This window comes from Microbulbifer sp. GL-2 (assembly GCF_007183175.1).
Lineage (GTDB): Bacteria > Pseudomonadota > Gammaproteobacteria > Pseudomonadales > Cellvibrionaceae > Microbulbifer.
Map to the genome: position 1 here is coordinate 2,018,220 of NZ_AP019807.1, position 21,381 is coordinate 2,039,600.

Consider the following 21,381-nt stretch of genomic DNA (forward strand, 5'->3'; position numbering starts at 1 on the left):
TCCTTGCCGGAATGAAGTTCGACTTTCTTTAAATAATTATTTGAGCTGTATGGTCATATTGGCGTGTTCAGCATGTTCTATATCGGAATCGAACCAGCGTGCGGTCACTGTTTTTGTCTCCGTATAGAAGCGCACGGCCTGCTTTCCATAGGCATGTTGATCTCCATAAAATGAAGCTCGCCAGCCAGTAAAGCTAAAGAACGGTAGAGGTACAGGAATGGGAACGTTAATTCCTACCTGGCCCACCAGAATTTCATGCTGGTATTTACGAGCAGCAGCACCGCTGGCAGTGAAAATAGAAGTACCGTTACCGTAAGGACAATCGTTGACCAACTGGATCGCTTCTTCCAGTGAATCTACATTAACCAGACATAAGACCGGGCCGAATATCTCATCTGTGTAGATGGACATATCTGGCGACACATTGGAAAACAGGGTTGGCCCGACCCAATTTCCATCGGGATAACCTTCAACTGATATTTTGGAACCGTCAAGCAGGCAGTCTGCGCCTTCAGCTTTTCCTTTGGCAATATATTCCAATACACGCTTCTTAGCTGTGGGGGAAATCAGTGGGCCAAAGTCAGATTCCGGGTTCATCCAATGTCCAGGTTTCACTTTGGCCATAGCATCACGGATTTCAGTTATCCACTGTTGCGCCTCACCTACGAGAACGACAACTGAAATTGCCATACAGCGCTGGCCAGCGGCGCCAACGGAGGACCCGATTATATTACCGATAGCTGCGGATTTATTGGCATCAGGCATTACCACCATATGATTTTTGGCGCCTGCAAATGCCTGTACTCGCTTCAAGTACTGAGTGCCAGTTTGGTATATATGCCGGCCAACAGGCACCGATCCGACAAAAGAGATTGCCTTAATATCAGAATCTTTAAGCAGAAAATCTACCTGCTCACGACCACCATGCACCACTTGCAGAACCCCCGGTGGTGCTCCTGCCTCCTCGAAGAGTTCTGCCAGCTTACAGGGAGTGATTGGGTCCTGTTCAGACGGTTTGAGGATAAAGGTATTGCCACAGGCAATCGCCATGGGAAACATCCACAGGGGAATCATTGCAGGAAAATTAAAAGGCGTGATCCCGGCGCAGACGCCTATTGGCTGTATGTATGAATAACAATCAATTGCACTGGCGACGTTTTCAACAGTCTCACCCATCATCAGGCTGGCAATGTTTGCTGCATGCTCGACAACTTCAATTCCACGCCAAACATCCCCTTTAGCGTCTTCAAAGGTTTTACCGGTTTCCTCGCTCAATATTTGCGCCAGGGATTCCTGATGCTCTTTCAGTAGCGCCTGGTACTTGAGCATGATCCGTGCACGAGTAGGAATTGGCGTATTTTTCCACTTTTCAAACGCCTCTGTGGCAGAGATAACCGCGCCATGCATTTCATCAATAGTTGTATATGGTGCACGGCAAAGGATTTCTCCAGTGGCTGGATTGGTGACATCCAACCACTTCTTACTATTAGAGTTTACCCATGTGCCATTGACATATATCGGGAGCTGGGGGGGGATAGACTTATCCATTGAGTTTATATTTCTGGCAGGAGGTTAGATTCACTCATTTTAGGCATAATTTAAAAATGAAAGAGAAAATTTCTGCCATATATTCCCGGATAAGCGAATTTTTTAGTCTATTCAGGTGCTTGTTTTGAGGTTGTGATAAGAAGGTAGGTGTAATGATTCTTATGTAAATTATGAAATTTATATTTAAATTTTTAGGTTGATAATTCTATAGAAAAAATAATTTGATTCTAATTGTGGCATTTCTCTCATTTTATACATGAATGATCGAAATGGACGTGTGTGTCAACTAAAGGCTGTTATTCTCTTTTTCGCCGAAATTCGGCCTTTAGTATCAGAAATAAATTGGCTCATAATCCTTGTTTTTATGTCTGACTAGTCACAGCAATCTTATTACTGAACAAGGTGGATAGATGATTTCAGCAGTATGTTGACATTATCTAAATAATATGGGCTTGGATTTTCTGTTTATAAATATATTTAAATTCTCATAAGGGCGGTGCTATGCATTACTTTATTAAAGTTAGGTGTTTGCTGTTCGTTTTTCTATTCTTATTATTGGGTGTTAGGGGCTATGCTACAACACTTGATGATTTAAAAGCTCACAATCCTACTTCAGATAAAACCTGGGCAGAGCAGTGGTTTTATAATATAGCCGTGCCTGATGTGGGTTATTTTAAAGTGAGCTTTCAGACATATATTGCCCCTGAATTTTCTGAGCCAAAGCCAAAAGCCTATATTCATCTGGCCTTTACGCCGGTAAATGGTAAATCTGTAAAATATGATTTATTTTTAGATGAGGTGATTCTTTCCCATCCTGATAATCCCAGCAAATTCTACTATGAAGTGCCAGGTATCCTTATGGCAAATGAAGATGCCATCTGGGTAAACCACGAAAATTTTAATTTCAGCATGAGCTGGGATGGTGAACATCACCATTATTGGCATGGTTTAAATCCAGGACAAACACCTTTTGGGATTATTCCAGAGATTCCCGGAGTGGGTGGTAAGTGGTTTCTATACACGGTAGGGACACCTGTGCAATACAGCTTTCATGATGGTGCCCAGTCATTGATGGGTACAGGTTATGCCCAGCTGGATAAGGGGTGGTATGATAAGGAATCAAGCGCTGGGATGGCATATAGCATGGGACTCTCTGATGAGCTTTACTATATGTTTACAGGGGCCAAGCTTGGCAGTTCTGATTATGAGATGTGGGCCGGCCGCTATATTTCAGATGATTATGATTTGGTTTTTTACCCCGCCTTTAATAATTTATCTGTAAAAAGGGTGATAGATGCTTGCTCTGGTTATATGCGGATTGAACTCAATAAGATCAGATATCAATTGGTTGTTGAGGCACAAGCAGATATTAATAGCTTTTATCCTCTTGAATTTCCTTCAGTAATTATTTTTGGTGGTGAGCAGAGATACATGAAGTCTATGCAGGCCAATATGAAGTTTTCTTTATATAAGAAGGGAGATTTAGTCGAAACTAGATCTATGCCGCAAGCGCTGCTCGAGTTTAGTGGTCCGCTGGCTTGTAATGATTTCTTTGAGAAGTAGTCACTTTAGCTACTTCTAGTAAGTTGTTTTTCATTCAGCGACACTGCAAGGTGCCGCTGAATATCAAAATTTGTATATATTCAAATTACACCTAACCTGTAATCCTAGTTGTTATTTGCCAGCCAGCTGGAGAGCACTCTATGCTCATCTTGCCCAATCGCCACCATACTAGGATGATTTCTATCATTAAGGACTACTAATTTAATGTTTCTATAAATTAAGTCCTGGTATTCGGTGTGTGGGGCGACAGAGTCGGAAGATGAAGCGAATATAAGTATTGGGGTTTGCGAAGAGATGAGTAGTGGCTTTATTTTTGTGTCATCAATTTTAATGTTGGCCCGATCTAATGCTAAAGCCGCGCCTTCACGAATACTGCTCTCCGAAATAATGCCGCTAAGTAGTGGAAATCCAGATTTGGCATAATTGTAAGCGGCCTGATCAAACTTGACCATAGGAGCCTGAAATATCAGGCCACTGATATCTTGGCGTGAAGAAGAGATGCGAGCAGCGGTAAGAGCCCCCATTGAATTACCTAGCAGGTAGATATTTTTTTGCTTAATGATGTTTTTATGGGCTACATCATCAATTAAATTACTGATGATTTCACTGTCCACTACACCATATCCCTTAGTTCCGTCTGATTCACCGTGCCCTAGAAGATCGGGGATTATTACATCAAACCCAAGGAAGCGAAAATAAAGTGCTGAAGTAAGCATAAATTCTTTTGAAGCACGAAAACCATGTAAAAGAATAATCGTACCTGAAAAATCCTTTTTCAGGTTGTCCCTACTTAATTCGAGATTTACTGCGCTCACGCTTTTTTCGGATTCGATATCAATAGAGTAACTAATCCGTTTGTTAGATAAGGGGGCTGCATGAAAATAGCTAATACACTGGTTGGACTGAGCCTGACAATAATTACTCTTACTAAAATTCCATTGAGAAATCTGCTCGCTGGTGATTATATGATCGTGTGGAAAGCTTCGGGACTTTTCAATATAGCTAGCAATGTTTGATGAGCATGCCGATATTGAAAAGCATAAGATGATAATAACGAGTTTATTCAGCAGCATTTTATTCTTGTTTCAAGCCAGTACCTGGTTCTTAAGGATTTTAAAGGCTAATTATTGGGTGTGAAGTTATTAAAGTCTGGTTATCGAGTAGTCGAGAGCAGAGCATGTTGACCGGTAAGTCATGTCCGGTGTTGGCCGAAGGGAGTCACCAGATTGATGGTATGCAAAGATCTAAATTGGGATGCATAAAGGGCAACCAAATATTATTCGATGGCCCTTTGTGGATAGAGGTTTAGTTCAGGTTAATTCGATTGTCTTCTGAATTATGATCATATCCAGCTGTTTGCAGTGTAGGTTGTAAGCTTAGTGTATAGGTCAATAGGGTGTAATCCCGTGCATCGGCCTGACAAACAAAGCCCATAGATCTCGCAAAAGTATGCACGCGTTTATTTTCTGCAGATTCAATGGAGTAAATACGCTCAAGGCCCTGTTCCTGGGCACAGTGGATCAGTCGTTTTAACATTAACCGCCCAAGGCCCAGACCTTGCCAGTCATCGCTAACGACTACGGCACACTCACAAGCTCGTCGATCCGCATCTACAGCGTAATGTGCTACTGCCACTGCCCTTTGCGCATGGTCACTGCTGCACAGGGCTATAAAAGCTTCGTGGACCTGATGGTCATTATCAGTAAGCAGTTCAATTAATTGTTGACTGGCCTTACAGCTGCCACCAATAAAGCGGTCGCGCCGTGTTTGGGGCGACAGGTCTTCGATAAGCTCTCTCTCAAGCTGTCCGTCACCACGACAAATGGGGCGGATAGAAACCTTGCGCCCGTTGCCGAGTGTGATCAGTTGCTCAGTACCAGTTCTTTTGTTTGATGACATAACAGTTAATATCCCAACTGCGCTTGGCAGTTCTGTCTTTAGTTCGCAACGGGGGTTGGATATCAAAAAGATAGACGCTCGCGTTGCGAACGCAAAACTATGTTACGGTCGCGCCGGGTGTTTCCCTAACAATGCCTGTGTATAAGGCTATAGGGCATGGCTGTAAAAGGTAAAACTATACAGTCAGTTCATTTGTGGTATAGTGCGTGTGCTGTGATTTCTCAGCTGCGTCATTTGTAGGCCGGCAATCCGTCGGTATCCTCCCCGGAACATTTCTCAAATTCTTCCCGGAAATTTCTACTGAATGCCGCGCACCGATTTTCTCGGTGAATAGACGGCTGTGTGCATAGAGCGTCGATCCGCTCTGGATGCCAACTCCGATATTTTTCTTCGCACTCTTATGGTGCGAATGTATTTGATTGCGCCTGGAGCGCAGTTCGAGGTTTTTTTATGTTGTTTGAAGATCTGGGCCTCGCCCAGGAGATTGCCCGTGCGGTTTCTGAGCAGGGGTATAGTGCGCCTACGCCCATTCAGGCCCAGGCCATTCCAGCTGTGATGGAGGGCGATGATATTATGGCTGCGGCCCAGACGGGTACCGGTAAAACGGCTGGTTTTACTCTGCCGCTGCTACATCTCCTGAGTTCCGGGGAGCGCGCAAATAAAGGCCGGGTTCGTGCTCTGGTGTTAACCCCTACCAGAGAGCTTGCTGCGCAGGTATTCGATAATGTGCAGAGTTACAGCAAGTATCTGCCCCTGCGCCACTCTGTTGTGTTTGGCGGAGTGAAGATCAACCCACAGATGATTCGACTGCGCGGTGGTGCGGATATCCTGGTGGCCACACCGGGGCGCTTGTTGGATCTACACAATCAGGGAGCCATCCGATTTGACCGGCTTGAGGCCCTGGTGTTGGATGAAGCCGATCGCATGCTCGATATGGGCTTCATCCACGATATCAAGAAGGTGTTGAGAGTCCTGCCAGCTAAGCGTCAGAACCTGCTGTTTTCGGCCACTTTCTCCCCGGAAATACGCCAGCTGGCAAAAGGGCTGGTGAAGAATCCGCTGGAAATTGATATCAGCCCACGCAATACGACGACGGAAACGGTGCGCCAGAAGTTGCACCCTGTGGATAAGGCACGTAAAACCAAACTATTGAGTCACCTGATTCGCGGAAACGACTGGCACCAGGCCCTGGTATTTAGCCGTACCAAACACGGTGCCAATCGCCTGGTGAAGCAGCTTGAGGGCGATAATATTCGCGCGGAAGCAATTCACGGCAACAAGAGTCAGAATGCACGCACCCGTGCCCTGGCCGACTTTAAAGCGGGGAAGGTACAAATTCTGGTTGCCACTGACATCGCTGCCCGTGGAATTGATATCGATCAGCTACCCCAAGTGGTCAATTTTGATCTGCCCAATGTTCCCGAAGATTATGTGCATCGCATTGGTCGTACAGGTCGTGCCGGTGCAAGTGGCCAAGCGGTATCCCTGGTTAGTGCGGATGAAATCAAGCAGTTGCGCGATATCGAGCGCTTAATTGGTAAGCCGATTCTCCGCGAAGAAATTGAGGGTTTTGAACCAGATCATCAGTTGCCTGAATCGGGTAATCCAAAGCGCGGCGGTGGACAAAAGCCGCGAGCCAATGGTCAAAAGCGCAGTGAAGGAGCGCGCGGTAACGGCGACAGTCGTGGTGGTCGCAATGGCGGGGGCAACCGTTCCAGCAATCGCGGTAATAGTCGTGGCAACGGTGAGAGCCGGAGTAAAAGCGGCTCCCGTAGCAGTGGGGATAATCGTGAAAACTCAGGGTCTCGCACCAAGGGTAATGAAAGTGGTCGTGGCCGTGGAGATGGAGCTGCCCGCACTGATTCCCAACAGCCCAAGCGCGCACCGCGCCGCCGCCCTGTAAGGGGGCGTTCGGAAAGCGCGTAAGACAAAATGGAAAAAGCGGCCTTGAGCCGCTTTTTTATTGTTCGTATATATTCTCTATCCATTACCTTCGATAATTCTCTTTGGTTACTTGTAGGTTGCTGTTTTCTAAGATTTATCCGAGCTTTTGGTACCAGTGTTTACTTTTAATTGATTAAACATTCAGCGACTAACTCCTGATAATAATCTTTCATTATTCGTCCATAATTCATCACATTTTTCCTGTTTTGTTTGTGCTATTTTCAAAAGCTTATTTGGCATAATTTTAAACAAGGAGATGTTGTGAAGCGTAAATTGCTTTCCAGATTTTTTACTCTTTCATCGATGACTTTGCTGTTATCGGGGCAGGCACTTGGTGAAGTACAGTTTGAGCCGGCAGAGATTTACTCTGCTGGGTCAAAAGCTGAAGCTGTGGCTGTTGCGGACCTGAATAATGATGGGCGAGATGATGTGGTGCTAAGTACATCTAGCAATTTTGACCCTGAAAATGACTTTAAACTAAAGGTATTTTTACAGGATAAGTATGGAAAGTTACAGGGGGACGCTGATTATTCCTTGAATGGCGATGATGCTAGTTCACCAAAGTCGATTGCCATTGGGGATTTCAATGGCGATGGACTTAATGACATTGCAGTAGGGTTTGACAGAGATCGAATTGATATTTTTTCACAGGTTAGTGATGGAACCTTGGTCTTGAGTAAATCTCTGAGTTCATCTCACTCAAGCCAGATAGTAGTTGCCGATGTAACGGGAGATGGAATTGACGATATTGTTGGGGTGGGGTCAGGAGTGTTTGGGGTTGCAGTGTATGCAATGACAAATGATCCGATATACGATCATAAATCATATATTTATTTTATGGAGCCTGATGACTCAAGCAGTATGGCTCTCGGCGATATCAATAATGACGGCATTGACGATATTGTTACAGTTGCCAAGCAGTTAGAAAGAAGCACTTTGGCTGTAATGCTTTCCGAAGGGGAGGGGAATTTTTCGCCAATTTCATACTATGAACTTGGCCACGAATATCCTATTAATGATATTTTAATTGAAGATCTGAATGGTGATGGCCGTAATGATGTATGGCTTTCTGCCGCTGGAGAGAATGCTGATACCTCACAAATGGCTTTCTACCAAGGAAATGATGGAGTACTAGAAAAATCAATTTTTTCCCCTGATGGCAGTATATATGGAATGTTGATAGCCTATGATTTAAATAATGATTTAAATAAAGAACTTATAGCAGTTCCTTTGAGCGGTGACACAGTATCTATTTTTAGTACATTGAGTAGCGGTGGATTGTTGAGGCAATCTTCATATCGGATACCTGAGGATTACTATGAGAATCCTCAGGGTATTGATATGGGAGATATCAATAGTGATGGAATTCCTGACCTTGTTATTGCAAGCCCATCTTCAGGGTTGGTCTTACTGAAAGGAAATACCCAAGGGATTAACTTGGCACCAATAGCTGATGCAGGGGATGATCAAGTGGTGAGGAAGGGCCAGGTAATATTATTAGATGGAAGCCACTCAGCCGATAGAGATGGAGGCATTATTGATTATCGTTGGAGCCAGGTTTCTGGCTCCGCTGTAACCTTAAATGATACAGGTAATGGATTTGCTACTTTCCAGGCACCATCATCCAAGAATGCCGAGCTTGGTGGGGATGAAGCGTTGGTATTCGAATTAGAAGTCGAAGACCACGAAAATGTAGTATCTATTGATACAGCGATTGTTACCCTGGATGGAAATATCCCACCTAGAGCAATTGCAACTGATTTTCAGGTGGTAGATTCGGGTGATGTTGTAACTCTAGATGGTAGTCTCTCAACTGATCTTTTAGGGGAGATTGTGAGCTATGAGTGGAGACAAATTTCTGGAGAGCCCGTAGAACTAATACAGGAGTCAGCAGCTACTGTGAGTTTTACTGCACCGCCAGTAGTATCTGGCTCTCCTTTAATATATTTTGAAGTTTTGAAGTTTGAGTTAGTAGTCACGGATAACGAAGGTCTGGAAAGTAGTGCTGTTACACAAGTAAATGTGCGGAGTCTCGCCCCTCCAGTGGCTTTTGCTGGAGTTTCTAAAACAGTAAGTTCTGGAGAAGAAGTTCTTCTCGATGGCAGGAGGTCAAGTGATGTTGATGGTGAAATTGTTAGCTACAATTGGCGCTCACTTTCTGATATTTCTGTAATCAACTATCCAAACGGCACCGCTAGCTTTATTGCGCCTACCGTTTCTCCAGGCTTAAAAGTTGCTTTGTTGTTTGAGCTTGAGGTGAAAGATAATGATGGATTGAAGTCTACTGGTATAGTTAGTGTGGTTGTCGAGCAGAACATGCCTCCGGTTATGCCTATAAGTCTCGTGAGAAGTATTCAGCCAAGTTCCATTGTTACCCTTGATGCTTCAGGTGCCTTTGATGTTGACGGAGAAATAGTAAGTTATCAATGGGAGCAAATATCAGGCCCTTCTGTCTCTATAATAAATTCAGACAGTGTTACCGCTACATTTACAGCGCCTTCCGAGCAGGCCACTTTGGCTTTTGCCGTAACATTGACCGATGATGATGGAGAAAGCAGTACTTTTAATATATCAACTAGAGTTCTTTAACTGATTGCTGTGGATTGATAAAAAAAGAGCCCAAATAGGGCTCTTTTTTTACTTCTATTTCTTGTGGTTAACCATAAAATCCAAAGCCGGCTGGCTATGTATTTCGGTATCACATGCGAAGAGAGATACCATCTATATCAAGGGGGGCTACTTGGAGCTTCACTGGAATATATTCCTTCTTAATTTATTTTAACTTGAGACTAGTGTCTGCTTCATTTTGTTTTATTTGAATTCCTTCTTGTAATCAATCTAACTTCATTTTCGCTTTCACGTTTTGTGCTAAATTAGTGCCGCTTTTTAAAGCAATATTGCACAAGGAGATGTTGTGAAGCTTAGATTACTCGCAAAATATTTTGCTCTTTCCTCGGCTGCTTTTCTATTTGCAAACACTGCAAGTGGAGAGGTTCATTTTCAGCCAGCTGAGATTTATTCCGCTGGTTCAAAGGCAGAAGCGGTCGCTGTTGCCGATTTTAATAATGATGGACTTGATGATGTTGTACTAACTACATCGAGCAACTTTGATCCTGAAAATGACTTTAAATTAAAGGTATTTCTACAGGACGAATTTGGTGGTCTGACGGAGTCTATTGATTATCCACTTGCAGGTGGAGAGACAAGTCTGCCTCAATCTATTGCAGTGGGTGATCTTGATAATGATGGTTTGATAGATGTTATTGTTGGACTTGACAGTGGCGTAACTGAGATATACCTGCAAGATCCCGTTGACGGTTTAGTATATGTGGAATCTTTGGAAAACTCCTATTCTGAGCGAGTCGCAATTGCCGACCTTGGCAATAATAGTAATAAAGGAATTCTCGGAGTTAGTTGGGAAGAGAATGGTGCTGTAATAACTCATAAAGTAGGGGGGGCACCTACCTATGTGAGTACCGCTAGCGATCTAGCTATTGACAGTCCAGGGCAAATGGCACTGGGTGATGTTGATGGAGATGGTATAACAGATATTTCTCTAATTGCTAACGGGTCTCCCCAAAATAGCTTGGTTGTTCTATCGCCGGATGATTCTTTGAGGTTGAATGAAATTACCAGTATTGAATTAGGTGGAAATGCTGATGAGAATGATGATATTCAAATAAAAGGAATCGCCATTGGTGACCTTAATAATGATGGCCGCAATGATATTTCAGTATCAATAGTTGGCATCGGGCAGGATAATTTAAGAGTCGCTGTATATTACCAGGGAGAAGATAGCTTATTGCAGCAACCTGAAATCCACAGTTATGGAGGTCTTCCTGGAGAGCTTTTAATAAAAGATATTGATAATGATGGCCTTGCTGATTTAGTTGTCTTGCCGGCCAGTGGAGAGTTCTTAAGTATTTATCAGCAGCAAGATGATGGTGCCTTGGCTTTGAGTGAACAGATTGCCATTCCTGGTGCAACTTATACTAGACCTCAGAGTATGGCTAGTGGAGATATTAACGGGGATGGTATTGCGGATATCGTTGTCGCAAATCCGTTACAGGGATTGGTTATATTAAAAGGTGGTGCTGGGCATATCAACCTGCCACCCACAGCTATCGCTGGTGAAAATCAAACTGCTGAAGATAATTCGGGGGTATTGCTCGATGGTACTCTGTCTTCAGATTCCGACGGCAGTATTGCGGCTTACCGCTGGACACAGATTTCCGGTACTCCTGTTAACTTAAATGACTCTGGTAATGGTTTCGCTAGCTTTACCGCGCCCTCCGAAATTATTGGAGTTGTACAGGAGTTAATTTTCGAGCTGGAAGTTGAGGATGATAAGGGTCTAAAGAATACTAGTAAAGTGGGGGTTAGTATTGGAACTAATTTGGCTCCTATAGTTTTGCTAGATCCAATAGCGTCAGTTGTTTCTGGTGAAGAGGTTAAATTATCTGCAAGCAGTTCTTATGACCCTGATGGCTCAGTTATTAACTATCATTGGCGACAGGTGTCAGGCTTGCCAGTTGAGCTGAAAAATCTTGATGATGGAACCGTTTCATTTTTCACCCCAGTATTTTCTGGGGATGAAAAATATTGGAGGATTTTTGAGTTTGAGGTTGAGGTTGAGGATAATGGTGGTTTGAAGAGTAAATCAATAGTTCCTATCTTTGTTGAAAGCATCGTTTTAGCTGCCCCTTATATAATCTCGAGTTACCAATTCGTTGATCCAGGTGAGGAAGTCTTGCTTCAAGGGTGGGTTGGGGATAATGACGGCCATATTGTAGATTATCGCTGGCGTTCACTCTCCGATATGGATATAGAATTGACAGCCCACGCCGACGGTAGCGCGAGCCTTATAGCACCCCAAATTCCTTGGGATACAGAAATTACCCTGAGATTTGAACTTGAGGTCGAGGATAACGATGGCCTGACAGCCACGGCTTTATTTACTGTAATTGTTAAGCAAAATATGCCCCCAAATATGGGTGTTGGAACTATGAGAGTGGTTCAACCCAATACAAATGTGACTTTAGATGGTTCCTATTCAAATGATTCAGATGGATCTATTGTGAGACAACATTGGGAGCAAGTATCGGGCCCACCCGTTGAATTAGTTGACGCTGATAATTTAATTGCCAGGTTTAAAGCACCAGCAGAACCAGCTGTATTGTCATTTAAATTGAGTGTCACTGATAACAGAGGGGCGACAAGCCAAATGACAGTCAGCGTAGATGTTGAGTTAGTTCCCCCCAAAGTGATAAGCAATACTCAAGAAGTTGAGCCCGGTGAAAATGTGTTACTGGTTCCTGGTATTTCTTGGGATGTCCCTGGTGCGCATATTGTCGACTATCGCTGGAGTTCCCTCTCCAATAGGGGTATTGAATTAGTAACTCACGTTGATGGCAGTGCGAGTTTTATAGCACCACGAAACCCGGGAAGTGAGTTTACTCTGGAGTTTGAGCTAGAGGTTGAAGATAACAATGGCCAGATAGTAACGAGTGTATTTACGGTAATCGTAGAGGGAAACATTCCACCGTTTATGGTTGTTGCATATGGGGCTGTTGGCGGTGTTAAGACTAATACAATTTCGACCCTGAACGGTGCGGCTTCAAGAGATCAGGATGGAGCTATTGTGAGCCAGAAATGGGAGCAGGTATCGGGCCCGTCAGTTGAATTGATTGATGCGGACATGCTGACTGCTTATTTTATGACACCAGCGGAGCCAGCCAGTTTATCTTTCAAATTCAGCATTACGGATGATGATGGAGCGACGAACGAAAAAACTATAACTTTAGATGTTGAGGAATAGATAATATTAAAAGTGAGCCTCACAAGAGGCTCGCTTTCTATTATTGTGCTTTATAATTAGCCATATAGTCCAGGGTTAGTAAGGTCAAAGCTTCAGTCCCTTTACGCAATGCGCTTTCATCCACATAGAATAGCGGTGAGTGATTGCTTGGGGCTTTACTGGGATCTTGCCCTTCCGGGGTCACGCCTAAGAAATAGTAAAAACCGGGTACCTCATTGGCGAAATAGGAAAAATCTTCCGCACCAGTAACTTTAGGTATCTCTATCACCCGTTTGTCACCCGCTACGGATCTCAAAATGGGTAGTGCCATTTCGGTTAATTCCGCATTATTGATGGTGACTGGGTATCCTTCCAAAATCTCCACATCCGCGCTAGCACCAGAGCTTTCAGAAATTAACTCCGCGGTACTTTTCAATCGTTTAAAGATATCCGTGCGATTATCCATATCAAAATTTCGAATGGTGCCATTCAGGTAAACGCTATCCGGAATAATATTATTACGCACACCGCCATCAATGCGGCCGTAAGAGATAACTGCTGGCTCCTTTGTGATATCTATCTGGCGACTGACAATCGCCTGAGTTCCCATAACTACCTGTGCGGCTGCAACAATAGGGTCCACTCCACCCCAGGGGCGGGAACCATGAGTCTGGTGGCCATTAATAGTGATGCGGAACTCATCGGCGGCGGCCATCAAAGGGCCGGAGCGGTAACCGACTACCCCAACAGGCAGGGAGGAGGTCACATGCTGGCCAAAGGCTACATCCGGCTTGTATTTCTTGAAGATCCCCTCTTTGAGCATCAGCTCCGCACCACCTTCCTCATTGTCCGGTGCGCCTTCTTCGGCGGGCTGGAATATGAATAAGACGTTGCCAGCCAGCTCATCGCGAAGGCCCGCGAGGACCTCGGCGGCGCCCATCAGCATCGCCACATGGGTGTCGTGGCCACAGGCATGCATAACGCCAACATCTTTGCCCTGGTAAGTGGTTCTCGCTTTAGAGGCGAAGGGTACATCGGTTCTCTCGGTTACCGGCAGAGCATCCATGTCAGCTCGCAGGGCGACGGTTGGTCCGGGTTTGCCGCCTTTCAAAAATCCCACAAGGCCGGTATGGGCGATACCGGTTTCTACTTCAAGACCCAATGCACGCAGGTGCTGTTCAATGTATTTGGCTGTTTGAAATTCGCGATTGCCCAGCTCAGGATTCTGGTGCAGGTGACGGCGCCACTCAATAACTTTGGATTCGGTGTTTTCCAGTAACTGTTCTGGTTTGGAATCGGCGATAGAAGCCTGACTCAATGAAATACTGATGACCAAGGATAGAATTTTTTTCACGTTACACTACCTTCATTATTGTTACTTAATTCTATCTTTAAAATAGTGTACTTCCTAGGTTAAATTTAGTTTTTACCTAGCTGACGCGTTTAATGTAAGGGTTGAATGGGTTTTATATTTGTACTCTGTATGTGCCTGTAATTAAATATCAATATTTCGATACCTATTTTATGTATTGCAAATACTGACTCAAGATATGCTGGGAAAATTTAAGCGTATAGATATTGAGTGGCTCCCAAGAGCTTGGTTAAAATATATGATTGGCTTTTGATGTCCTTGGTGGGTATTTTGCTGGAGATCTATATGTATTCTATTAAGGGTAAAAAACATACACTGTTTCGATGAAAGTAAGTAATATATCTTTTGGTGGCGCTTGATGCATTGGTATCAGTATGAACTATTGGTCGTTATGTATCACTGGTTTTTGTACTAAATTATAATTTTATAAATCAAGAATCAGGTGTTTTTCTTGATTTAGTGATGGCGCTTTAATAAACGCCGAGAAAATTGTGCTTATACATTGCAGGGTGCCGGTGGTTTTTGCCAGCCTCCTAAACTTTTTTCAATATGGGCCGCAATTTGTAACCCAACACCTTCGTGAAACTGTTTTGTGATAATCTGTACGCCAATAGGTAACCCTGACCTGGATGTGCCTGCTCTAATGGTAACAACTGGTAATAACAACGTACTTACCCCCCAAACATAACTGGTATTGACCGGCATGCCCGGGTCCATCATTGTTTTTTCAGCGGAAATTGCTTCTGCTGGCATAACTGGGCATATTAAAGCATCGTAATTATCAAAGAACTTAAGAATATCACTTCGAAATAAATCCCACTCATGCCATCCCTGCATGAACTGATCAATATTAAGGGAGTAGGGCTTGATGTAGTCAAGCAGCTTTTGCATCAGGGGTGAAACTCTTTTTACATTTAGGTTTTCCAGTCCGGTCTTGAATGCAGTGTAAGCATAAGCTCCAAGTGTTTTGTGGAAGAAATCAAAAGCTTCTCCAAAACGAGGTGGCCAATCATGCTTAACCGTACAATTCAGCGCAGATAAGGCATTAGCCACATTCTGAATAGTCTGTCGGGTTTCACTGGAAATTGGTGGGTTATCTTCATCAAATACGTAAGCTATTCTGAGATCTTTTGCTTTTTTAGTTTTCTCAAGACTAATAGGCCTGGGGATAACGGCCGAGTCTCGTCCATCGGGTCCCTCTAAAACCGATAATAGTAGTGAAACATCTTCCACATAGCGACAAATTGGGCCTTCTGTTAGTATCAAACCCATTACACCGGTTCGAATACCTCCAGGGTAAACAACACCAGTAGATGGAATAACTCGTGGTGTTGTTTTCACCCCGCAGAGGCCACAATAATGTGCTGGCACACGGATACTGCCACCGACATCGGCGCCAACATCGAAAGCGCTACCACAAGCTGCGACAATTGCAGCAGCTCCACCACTACTGCCGCCGGCGCCTCGGCTTAAATCATAGGGGTTCAATGTTTGCCCGTACACTAAGTTATCGGTATCAACTGAGTTTTCGAATTCCGGTGTGTTGGTTTTACCTAAAAGTATTGCTCCGGCTTCTTTTAGGCGCTTGGCAATTGTAGAGTCATAGGTGGTTATATTGTTTTTTAAACCCAGGCATCCTGCGGTGACGATGTCACCTTGAGTTGCATAAACATCTTTTAAGGTAAATGGCAGGCCATGTAAAGGCCCTACTTTTCTACCCTTTGCTAATTGCTTATCCCTCTTCTTGGCTTCCTCCAGTGCGCGTTGAGGGTTAAACTGAATCACGGCATTGATGAGGGGGTTAACTTTTTCAATTTGTTCAATATAAGCTGTTGTCAGCTCGACACAAGAGCACTCTCTATTTTGAATCATTTTTGCGAGTTTATTTGCAGGCAATGCAATCATATTCATCGAGTCCTATAAAGTATTTACAGTACTTATTTGGGGTGATGACGTTAAATTTCTGTGATTTGAAATAAATAGATGAGGTGCTCTACAGATAGAAGGAGCATATAACTGATTTTTGAAGTTTTTCACGAAAAGATTCTTTGGATCAAAAATAGTATTAGCTAATTGTAGTCAATAGTTGAGAGTTTTTTACGGCGTTTCATGTATCATCTAGTGTATTCCTGATGTTTTTTTAGAATGAATTTTTCAGTCGGCCAGGTTTGTAAATCAGTGTATATTGAAATTTGGTTTAACCAAGCGGAGGTCTATCGGCAGCACATATAAGCCCGGTTACATCTTGTTCCACAATTCGCGGGTCACTCTCATATTTTGTGTACTCTTAGCTTTCCTTGAAGTTCTTTTGGGGTATGAATGGCTGCCATAACCTATAGATTTCCGTGTGATTTCACTTTATTTATGGTAGTAGATATCGTGTATTCATAGCTTCTTTAAAATATCTATACGCAAAAATTTATTAATGCTTGAGGGTTGAGTACTTTAGTAGAGATGATCTGGAGATCATGGGTAGTCTGTGGGCTTTTAGTGGCTCTTTGTTGTTCATGATGTGCTTATGGATGACGAGGCGACGCTTTCGCTGGATCAGGGCCCCTTGAAAGCCGAACAGAGGAAACGGCAGGGGGAGCTTTTCTCTGTTTATTGATAGCTTGATGGCTCATAGAAATGAAAAATAATGTGATGAAGGAGAGTTTCTCATGCTGGAGTTGAGACCTAATTGCGAATGCTGTGATAAAGACCTGCCGCCAAATTCTGTTGAGGCCATGATTTGTACTTATGAGTGCACTTTCTGTAAGCGCTGTGTAGAAGAGGTATTGAGTAATGTCTGCCCAAACTGCGGCGGTGGGTTTTGTCCTCGTCCGGTTCGCCCCCAGGCAGCACTGCGCCCTGGAGTGGGTGTCCAGTTCCAGCCCGCATCGCAAAAGCGGGTATTGAGTCGCTACAGTAAAGAGGAAATGCAGGATTTTGCTACAACAGCGAAGGGCATTGCCCCGGAGGCGCGTTGAGGCAAAGTCAGTAGGTTGGAAGCAGTCTGGCTTATGTGACCATTTTGTCTGGGTCGGTCAATGTCTGTAAAGTGATCAGTAATTGCCCGGTAAAGTTAACTGGGGGAGGTTATCCGGTTTCTTTATGGGGCGAGTGTCCCCAAGTCGATTTCTTTGGGGCTGGCAATATTTTCTCTGACACCGTAACTTATATCGCCTTTTTTGGGGATCTCATAGGGATAAACATGACAAGTATCGTAGCGGATATCGGCGGCACTAATGCCCGCTTTGCGATCGCCAAACCCGTGGCGGCAGGATACCAGTTGGAACGGCTGAAAGTCGTAGACTGCAAGCGCTTTAAAGGCTTTGATGCGGCCTTACAACATTGGCTTGATGAACTGGAGGGACCCAGGCCCGAGAAGGCGTGTATTGCTGCGGCAGGCCCCCTGGAAAAGACCGCTACCGGTGGCCGAGTCTATATGACTAATCTTGGTTGGAGTATTGATGCAGGAGAGTTGGCTCAGGAGTTTGCATTTCCACACCTGGAATTGATCAATGACTTTGCCGCGCTGGCACAATCCCTGCCACGTCTGAGTAGTGAGGATTATCAGGTACTGCGAGATGTTCCCCGTGTAGAAGGAGCGCCCATGGCCGTTCTTGGACCGGGAACAGGCCTTGGCGTGGCTGGCCTGGCCGAGGCAGATGGCCGCTATCATGTGCTCGCTGGTGAAGGGGGGCATGCTAACCTGACCGTTTCCACTCAGCGCGAACTGCAATTGCTGCAGATTCTGATGAAGAGTCGCTCACCGGTCTTTAATGAGTGGGTGTTATCTGGCAGTGGCCTGGTAAACCTTTACCACGCGGTGTGTGAACTGAACGGACAGGAACCAGAAGACCTTAGCCCTCCCGATATCAGCGCACGGGGGTTGGATGGGGCAGATCCCCTATGCCGTGAAACCCTACTGGACTTCCTGAACTTCCTCGGCAGTGCTACCGGTGACGCGGCACTGTATATGGGGGCTAGGGGAGGCGTATTCCTCGGTGGTGGTATATTGCCGCGCATTGCCAAGCTGCTGCCCGAGAGTGAGTTTGAGCAGCGATTCCTGAATAAGGGGCGGGTAGCCCCTTGGATGGAGACGGTGCCTGTCTATGCCCTAAATGCTGGCTACCAAGCACTGATTGGTGCGGCAGTTCAGCTTGAGGGCTGACTTTCCTGTATAAATAACCAACATACTTAAGTATGGGATGCAGAGATGTATCCCTGTGACCTTAGTCACAGTTTCTCCCGCCTCCTCCCCCCTTGGGGGAGGATGTTATGGATAAGGGGCCGCCCTAGGATGCAGGGTCTCAACATAACGATAAGTCCAGGGAGAAGATGATGAGTCTATCCAATAAAAGTAAAGGGGCGCTCAGACCCACTTTACTGTCTGCTGCCATCGCAGCCTCTGTATCCGCCTCTGTAGGGGTCTATGCGCAGGAGCAGGAAGCACTGGAAGAGGTAACAGTTACCGGTATTCGTACCAGTGTCTTGGACTCCCTTGAAGCCAAGCGCAACGCAGATGTGGTTGCCGATGTGGTTGACGCGGGTGCTTTGTCATCTCTGCCTGATCAATCTATTGCCGACGCCCTGGGCCGCTTGCCCGGCGTGACTACAGTGCGCTCCAATGGCCAGTCCTCACAGTTGAATATCCGCGGTATGAACGGCGACTTCCTGCAGACCACCCTGAATGGTCGCGAGCAGGCTTCTACCAGTGGCTACACAGAAAGTACTCGCTGGATCTCCTTTGATCAGTACCCGGCAGAATTGATCAATCAGGCTGCTGTTTATAAGTCCCCGAAAGCATCCCATATCGAAGGTGGTGTAGCGGGCTCTGTTGAGCTGAAAACTGCTAACCCGTTGGATGCTGAAAAAGAGCATAATTTTAATGCCAATGTGCGCATGTCGTTTAACGATGCGGCGGATGAGGTGGGAGCAGACGAATTCGGTCAGCGTGTTACCTTGTCCTACATGGGTAAATTTATGGATGACAAAGTTGGCGTTGCCCTCGGCTATTCCAATCTTGAGCAGCCAAACAGCTTTACCAAGGCGCGCACGGGTGCCGATGCACAGATCGGCTATGAGCAGGGCAATGATTTCGATGGAGACGGCAGTGCGGATGCTTTACCACGGGCTTTCCAGTGGCAGTCTGGCAACGGTACCGATACTCGTAACGGTTACCTGGCCAGTGTGGTATTCCAACCTACAGATAACTTCAAGGCCCAACTCGACTACTTCAGGTCTGAATTTGAGCGAGTCGATACCCGTCACGGTATTACCGTGGGTGGCCTGGGTAATATGGGTTCCTACACCCTTTCTGATACTGAAGTTAACGGCGGTGTGGTTACCGACGGTACGGTAATAATTACTGACCCGAAGACGATCTATGATTCCAGTCCCTGGTTTGAGGCACGCTCTGAAGACCAGTCTACCCAAGCGGACAGCGATAGTATTGGGCTTAACCTGGAATGGAGCTTTGGTGATCGTCATACCTTAATGGTTGACTATTCCTACAGTGAGGGCACTAAGACTCGCAAGGACCAGATTGTGTCCATGCATGCCTATGACCTGACCACTGATGCTGCTGGTAACCTGCTTGCCTGGGAAGAGGCTGCAGGCCAGAGCTTTACCTACTCTCTCAATGGCGATGGTATCCCTTCCGGTGTCTTCTCCGAAGTCGACTTTACTGACCTTGACACTATGCGCTTATCTCGCTACGAAGAGTATCCTCACGAGTACACCGATGAGGTTGAAGCCTTTAAGGTGGATTACAAATTTGACTTGGAGTGGGGCGCAATTGCTTCTGTTGAGGCGGGATTCCGAGCATCTGAGCGCACTTTTGACTCTGAGCGCGGCGCATTCCTCTATGGCAGCCGTGATGGTCAATTTAATGACTACTGTGCGGATAACCTATCGAGCATTGACTGCATGCCACAAGAACTGGGTGGTTATGTCAAAGTTGAATCTACCAACGGATTGCCGCAATTTGTGGTAACCGATATGGATGCTCTGGCTTCCAGTATTTTTGGTGCTGGAAATTACGAAGGTAAGAAAGTATTTAGCCAGGACTGGACTTTTGTTGAGTCTGGAGCTGTGACTGAAGAAGTACTTGCTTATTACCTGATGGCTAATATTGATACCCAACTGGGGAATATTCCGGTTACTGGTAATTTTGGTGTACGCATTGTCGAAACCGATGTGAAGTCCAGCGGTATTCAAAATGTAGGAGCCGGTAACGGTATCGAGATCACTGATGATGTGGGTGTCACTTCAGATAGCTATGACTACGTCGAATATGGTCCTGAGTACACTGACACCCTGCCATCTCTGAACCTGAACTTTGAGCTGACAGAGCAGGACTATATCCGTTTTGCCGCAGCCAAAGTCATGGGGCGTCCACCAGTGGGGCAGCTGAAAGGCGGTGCCGGCTCTTGGAATAGCGTCAATAGTGATGGTGCTACTGAGTACAATGTGTGGACCAAGGGTTCTCCTTATCTAGACCCGTTTCGCGCGAACCAGTTTGACCTTGCTTACGAGCACTACTTTGAAGAAGGGGGGGCTGTAACCGCAGCGCTTTTCTGGAAGGATATCGAGAGCCTGGTAGAGAAGCAGTACATCTACTTCGATAGCCAAGCCGAACGTACGGCAATGTTTGAGTCTCTGGGTATTGAAATTCCTGTTGGGTTGGAAGCGGGCGCTTTTGAAACCTTCGTCAATAATGACAAGGGTGGTTATATTCGTGGTATTGAACTTGCGGGCACCCAGACTTTTGACCAGCTACCCGGTATCTGGGCTGGTCTGGGCCTGACTGCCAGTTACTCTTACACTGAGAGTGAAACCGAGGTCAGTGGTGGTAGCCTCTACGGAGAAAATCTGCCGCTGCCTGGTCTGTCGAAAAATGTCTGGAGCACCACGATATTTTGGGATATCGGTAACTTCAGTTCACACCTCAATGTGCGCTATCGCGATGAATTTATCCTGAATATGCCGGTGCCAGGCAGCTCCACACCTGTTGAAGCACAAGCATATACCACAGTGGATGCACAGATATCTTACGCCTTTGATAATGGTATTGATGTTATTTTTTCAGCCAATAACCTGACTGATGAAGCGGATGTGAAGTCCTACGGTGTCGATGGTGCTCTGGGTGAGTACACCGAATTTGGGCGTCAGTTTTACCTAGGTCTTAACTACAGCTATTAAGTGTCGTTGATTCTTCCGGTATGAAACCGAGTGTGTGATAGAAAGCCGCCCGCTGAGCCATGCTTGCCGG

At 45.4% G+C, this 21,381-nt stretch carries 12 protein-coding genes; 7 read left to right on the top strand and 5 right to left on the bottom strand.

The window, feature by feature from the left end; translation table 11 throughout:
- Positions 1 to 36: 36 nt before the first annotated feature.
- A complete protein-coding gene (locus GL2_RS08870) occupies positions 37 to 1,548 on the bottom strand; it encodes a CoA-acylating methylmalonate-semialdehyde dehydrogenase (protein WP_197736538.1) in 1,512 nt (503 codons plus the stop codon).
- 501 nt (positions 1,549 to 2,049) lie between these two features.
- Here GL2_RS08870 and GL2_RS08875 point away from each other — a divergent pair.
- The gene (locus GL2_RS08875) at positions 2,050 to 3,111 is read left to right on the top strand and encodes a hypothetical protein (protein ID WP_143730316.1); all 1,062 of its coding nucleotides are present in this window, start codon (positions 2,050 to 2,052) and stop codon (positions 3,109 to 3,111) included.
- 104 nt (positions 3,112 to 3,215) lie between these two features.
- Here GL2_RS08875 and GL2_RS08880 read toward each other — a convergent pair whose 3' ends face one another.
- Together GL2_RS08880 and GL2_RS08885 are read right to left on the bottom strand one after the other, a co-directional pair.
- Entirely contained in the window at positions 3,216 to 4,184 is a 969-nt protein-coding gene (locus GL2_RS08880) for an alpha/beta hydrolase (protein WP_143730317.1), read from the bottom strand.
- Positions 4,185 to 4,416: 232 nt separating this feature from the next.
- Complete coding sequence (locus tag GL2_RS08885) at positions 4,417 to 5,010, bottom strand: GNAT family N-acetyltransferase (RefSeq protein ID WP_143730318.1); 594 nt, start codon at positions 5,008 to 5,010, stop codon at positions 4,417 to 4,419.
- Positions 5,011 to 5,460: 450 nt separating this feature from the next.
- Here GL2_RS08885 and GL2_RS08890 point away from each other — a divergent pair, with 450 nt between their 5' ends.
- The 3 genes from GL2_RS08890 to GL2_RS08900 all read left to right on the top strand — a co-directional run bounded on the left by GL2_RS08890 (position 5,461) and on the right by GL2_RS08900 (position 12,772).
- Positions 5,461 to 6,936: a DEAD/DEAH box helicase gene (locus GL2_RS08890; RefSeq protein ID WP_143730319.1), complete on the top strand. Its 1,476-nt coding sequence runs from the start codon at positions 5,461 to 5,463 to the stop codon at positions 6,934 to 6,936.
- Between the two features lie 279 nt (positions 6,937 to 7,215).
- The gene (locus GL2_RS08895) at positions 7,216 to 9,543 is read left to right on the top strand and encodes a VCBS repeat-containing protein (RefSeq protein ID WP_143730320.1); all 2,328 of its coding nucleotides are present in this window, start codon (positions 7,216 to 7,218) and stop codon (positions 9,541 to 9,543) included.
- Positions 9,544 to 9,868: 325 nt separating this feature from the next.
- Positions 9,869 to 12,772, top strand: coding sequence for an FG-GAP-like repeat-containing protein (locus tag GL2_RS08900; RefSeq protein WP_143730321.1), 2,904 nt, complete (start codon positions 9,869 to 9,871; stop codon positions 12,770 to 12,772).
- A 40-nt stretch (positions 12,773 to 12,812) separates the two neighbouring features.
- Here the strand turns inward: GL2_RS08900 and GL2_RS08905 are convergent, their stop codons facing one another.
- Both GL2_RS08905 and GL2_RS08910 read right to left on the bottom strand, forming a co-directional pair.
- Positions 12,813 to 14,105 carry an amidohydrolase gene (locus tag GL2_RS08905; protein WP_143730322.1) on the bottom strand — a complete coding sequence of 431 codons (1,293 nt, stop codon included), beginning with the start codon at positions 14,103 to 14,105 and terminating at the stop codon, positions 12,813 to 12,815.
- 513 nt (positions 14,106 to 14,618) lie between these two features.
- Positions 14,619 to 16,034, bottom strand: coding sequence for an amidase (locus GL2_RS08910; protein ID WP_143730323.1), 1,416 nt, complete (start codon positions 16,032 to 16,034; stop codon positions 14,619 to 14,621).
- 749 nt (positions 16,035 to 16,783) lie between these two features.
- Here GL2_RS08910 and GL2_RS08915 point away from each other — a divergent pair.
- The 3 genes from GL2_RS08915 to GL2_RS08925 all read left to right on the top strand — a co-directional run bounded on the left by GL2_RS08915 (position 16,784) and on the right by GL2_RS08925 (position 21,311).
- Positions 16,784 to 17,092, top strand: a complete 309-nt coding sequence (locus GL2_RS08915; protein ID WP_143730324.1) for a DUF1272 domain-containing protein — start codon at positions 16,784 to 16,786, stop codon at positions 17,090 to 17,092.
- A gap of 224 nt (positions 17,093 to 17,316) precedes the next feature.
- A complete protein-coding gene (glk, locus tag GL2_RS08920) occupies positions 17,317 to 18,279 on the top strand; it encodes a glucokinase (protein ID WP_143730325.1) in 963 nt (320 codons plus the stop codon).
- Positions 18,280 to 18,446: 167 nt separating this feature from the next.
- Entirely contained in the window at positions 18,447 to 21,311 is a 2,865-nt protein-coding gene (locus tag GL2_RS08925; protein ID WP_232053803.1) for a TonB-dependent receptor, read from the top strand.
- The last annotated feature ends 70 nt before the right edge of the window (positions 21,312 to 21,381 follow it).